The organism is Kitasatospora humi (assembly GCF_020907985.1).
GTDB lineage: Bacteria > Actinomycetota > Actinomycetes > Streptomycetales > Streptomycetaceae > Kitasatospora > Kitasatospora humi.
Genome location: NZ_JAJJPA010000118.1, coordinates 1 through 3,527, shown reverse-complemented (window position 1 = coordinate 3,527; position 3,527 = coordinate 1). Strand labels below are relative to the sequence as shown.

General features: G+C 69.7%; 4 protein-coding genes. All 4 read left to right on the top strand.

The features are described 5' to 3' along the window. Positions 1-1,085, top strand: a 1,085-nt coding sequence (gene cas7e, locus LN042_RS36575) for a type I-E CRISPR-associated protein Cas7/Cse4/CasC (RefSeq protein ID WP_230055785.1), incomplete at its 5' end; no start/stop codon positions are given. Beyond that, positions 1,082-1,813 (top strand): type I-E CRISPR-associated protein Cas5/CasD, encoded by a 732-nt coding sequence (gene cas5e / locus LN042_RS36570; protein WP_230055784.1) that lies wholly within the window; start codon positions 1,082-1,084, stop codon positions 1,811-1,813. The genes cas7e and cas5e, both read left to right, overlap by 4 nt. Continuing rightward, on the top strand, positions 1,813-2,544 hold the full coding sequence (cas6e, locus tag LN042_RS36565) for a type I-E CRISPR-associated protein Cas6/Cse3/CasE (protein WP_230055783.1): 732 nt from the start codon (positions 1,813-1,815) through the stop codon (positions 2,542-2,544). Before cas5e ends, cas6e begins: the two co-directional genes overlap by 1 nt. Further along, entirely contained in the window at positions 2,541-3,467 is a 927-nt protein-coding gene (gene cas1e / locus LN042_RS36560; protein WP_230055782.1) for a type I-E CRISPR-associated endonuclease Cas1e, read from the top strand. Before cas6e ends, cas1e begins: the two co-directional genes overlap by 4 nt. Positions 3,468-3,527 lie beyond the last annotated feature (60 nt).

Here is a 3,527-nt window from a genome sequence, read left to right as displayed (position 1 = left end):
CCCGCGCCCGTGTCTCCAGCCAGGCGTGGAAGCGCGCCACCCGCCGCTACTTCACCGAGGTGCTCCAGCCAAGCGAACTGGGGGTGCGGACCAAGCGCGTCGCCGAGCTGCTCGCCGAACGGATCACCGCTCTGCGCCCGGACCTGGACGGCGCGTCGGCTCTCGCCCTGGCCGCCGAAGTCATCCAGGCCGCCACCGGCTCGAAGATCGAACCGCCCAAGCGCAAGGCCGACGCCGCCAAGAAGAACGGCGAGCCCACCCCCGCGCCCGAATCCTCCTACCTGATGTTCCTCTCCGCGCGCCAACTGGAGCTGCTGGCCGCCCTCGCCGTCGAAGGCGCTGACGACATCAAGGCGTTCCTCAAAGACAAGGACGTCAAGGGCCGCGCCAAGAAGATCGCCGACAGCCGGCACTCCGTCGACATCGCACTGTTCGGCCGCATGGTCGCCGACTCCACCGACATCAACGTCGATGCCGCCGCCCAGGTCGCCCACGCCATCAGCGTGCACCGAGCCGAAACCGAATCGGACTACTTCACCGCCGTCGACGACCGCAACCCCGAGTCCGAACCCGGCGCCGGCATGATCGGCACCGTCGACTTCAACTCCGCCACCCTCTACCGCTACGCCGCCGTGGACGTGAACCTGCTGGCCCGCAACCTCGGCCAAGGCCTGGACGAGAATGAGCCGGTCACCCCCGTACGCCGAGCCGTCGAGGCGTTCCTGGAGGGCTTCATCTCCTCCCTCCCCACCGGCAAGATCAACACCTTCGGCAACCACACCCTGCCCGACGCCGTCGTCGTCACACTGCGCACCACACGTCCCGTCAGCTTCGTCTCCGCCTTCGAAAACCCCGTCACAGCCGGCATCAGCGGCGGCCACATGGAAGCCGCCTGCGCTCGCCTGGCCGACTACGTGCCCGAACTGGAACGCGCCTACGGCACCGACGACTGCGCCACCTGGGTACTTCGCATCGGCCCGGCCACCACCAAGCTCACCACCCTGGGCATCGAAACCCCCAGCTTGTCCACTCTGGTCACCGCCGTCGGCCAGGCCATCAGCGACCGCCTGGAGCAGAACGGATGAGCGTTCTCGTGCTGCAACTGGCCGGCCCCCTGCAGTCGTGGGGGGCCTCGGCCCGCTTCGCCCGCCGGGGCACCGAGAACGCCCCCACCAAAAGCGGCGTGGTGGGTCTGCTCGCCGCCGCGGCCGGCGTCAGCCGTGACGCCGACCAGCAGCTCGCCGAACTCGCGGCCCTGCGCTTCGGCGTGCGCATCGACCAGCCCGGCACCCGCATCCGCGACTTCCACACCGCCCACCACCCCGACACCGGCCAGGCCATGCCCCTGTCGGAGCGCTTCTACCTGGCAGACGCCGCCTTCGTCGCCGCCGTCGAAGGCGCCAGCGCACTGATCGACCACCTCGCCGCCACCCTGCACGCGCCGGCCTACCTGCCCTACCTCGGCCGGCGCTCTTGCCCGCCCGCGCGCCCACTCCAGCCCACCATCCACCACGGCACCACCAGCCTGGAACACATCCTGGCCGGCGAGCCCTGGCAGGCCGCCGACTGGTACCAAAAACGCCACCACCGCCAGCGCCACGTCGAACTGACCACGCTCATCGAAACCCGCCCCGGCGACAGCACCACCGCAGCGGACACCATCCGCGACCAGCCACTCAGCTTCGACCCCCGCCACCGCCGCCACGCCCTGCGCCGTGTGCACAGCCGCACCGTTCGCATTCCCAACCCCTACCACCAGCCGCCCCGGCCTGACCCGGCCCACGACCCGATCAGCCACTTGGAAAGCGTCTGATGTACCTCACCCGATTCCGCGTCAACACCGCGCGCACGGACGCCCGCCGCCTGCTGTCCACACCCCAGGCCATGCACGCCGCCGTCCTGGCCTCCTTCCCCTTAGCCCTGCCCACCAACACCTCACCCGGCGACAGCCAGGCGCCCCGCGTGCTTTGGAGGATGGACCGCAACGCCACCGCCGAAGCGCTGCTATACGTGGTCAGCCCCGACCGGCCCGACCTCACCCACCTGGTCGAACAGGCCGGCTGGCCAGCCGCGGCCGCCACCGGAACCCCGGGCTGGCACACCTACGCATACGCCCCCTTCCTGGAACAGCTCGACAAGGGCACCACCTGGAACTTCCGCCTGACCGCCAACCCCGTCCACTACGCCCGCACCCGCGACGGCCAGCCCACCACCAAGCGCACAGCCCACCTCACCGCACCCCACCAGCTGCAATGGCTGCTCACCCGACAGGACACAGCCGGCTTCCGTATCCTCACCAAAGCCGAGGACCAACGCCACACCCAGCATGGTGACGAACACCAGCTCGTCATCCGCGACCAGCGCGCCCTCGACTTCCGCAAGCACGGCACACCCGGCCGCGTCACCCTCACCACCGTCACCTTCGACGGCCGACTGGAAGTCACCGACCCCGACGCACTGCGACGCACGCTGACCCGCGGCCTGGGCAAGGCCAAGGCCTACGGCTGCGGCCTGATGACCCTCGCCCCGGCGAGCCGACAATGACGACCATCGGCCGCCGCCCCGCCGGCAGTCCACGAGAACTGACCCGCGCCGCGGACCGGGCATCCTTCCTCTACCTGGAACGCTGCACCATCCACCGAGACGCCAACGCCATCACCATCGAGGACGCGGAAGGCACCACCCACATCCCCTCCGCCACCATCGGCACCCTGCTCCTCGGTCCCGGCACCCGCATCACCCACCAGGCGATGAGCGTCCTCGGCGAAACAGGCACCGGCATCGCCTGGGTCGGCGAGCACGGCGTGCGCTACTACGCCTCCGGACGGGCACTGTCCCGAACGGCCGGCCTCGCCGAGGCGCAGGCATCATGCTGGGCCAACCGCCGCACCCGCCTGGACGTCGCCCGCGCGATGTACCGCCTGCGCTTCCCCGATGACGACCCGTCCGGTTGCACACGCCAAGAGCTGCTCGGCCGCGAGGGCCGCCGCGTCAAGGACTGCTACCGGACCCAAGCTCGGCGCACCGGCGTCCCCTGGAACGGGCGCCGCTACACCCCAGGCGACTTCGCCGCCGCAGACCCCGTCAACCAAGCCGTCACCGCTGCCGCCCAAGCCATGTACGGCATCGCTCACGCCGTCGTCGCAGCCCTCGGCTGCTCACCCGCCCTCGGCTTCATCCACTCCGGACACGAGCTGTCCTTCGTCCTCGACATCGCAGACCTGTACAAGACCGAGATCGGTATTCCCATCGCCTTCGACACCGCAGCCACCTCGGCTGAGGACATCGGCACACGAACACGCCGCGCTTTACGCGACCGCATCCACGAGGTTCGCCTTCTCGACCGGATCGTCGCCGACATCCACCATCTACTCGTGCCCGCCGAGGGAGCCATAGCGTTCGACGACATCGACGAGGTCACCCTCCAAACCGACCGAGACCTACGGCTTGCAGCAGGCATCAACTGAAGTTGCCCCGGTCTGACGGACACCGGTGGGCTTGCGGGCTATGCGGCTGCGTAGAGCACT

Bases quoted from the DNA above. Each gene is read 5' to 3' on its own strand.
- cas5e (WP_230055784.1), top strand. From the start codon at position 1,082: ATGAGCGTTCTCGTGCTGCAACTGGCCGGCCCCCTGCAGTCGTGGGGG.
- cas1e (WP_230055782.1), top strand. From the start codon at position 2,541: ATGACGACCATCGGCCGCCGCCCCGCCGGCAGTCCACGAGAACTGACC.
- cas6e (WP_230055783.1), top strand. From the start codon at position 1,813: ATGTACCTCACCCGATTCCGCGTCAACACCGCGCGCACGGACGCCCGC.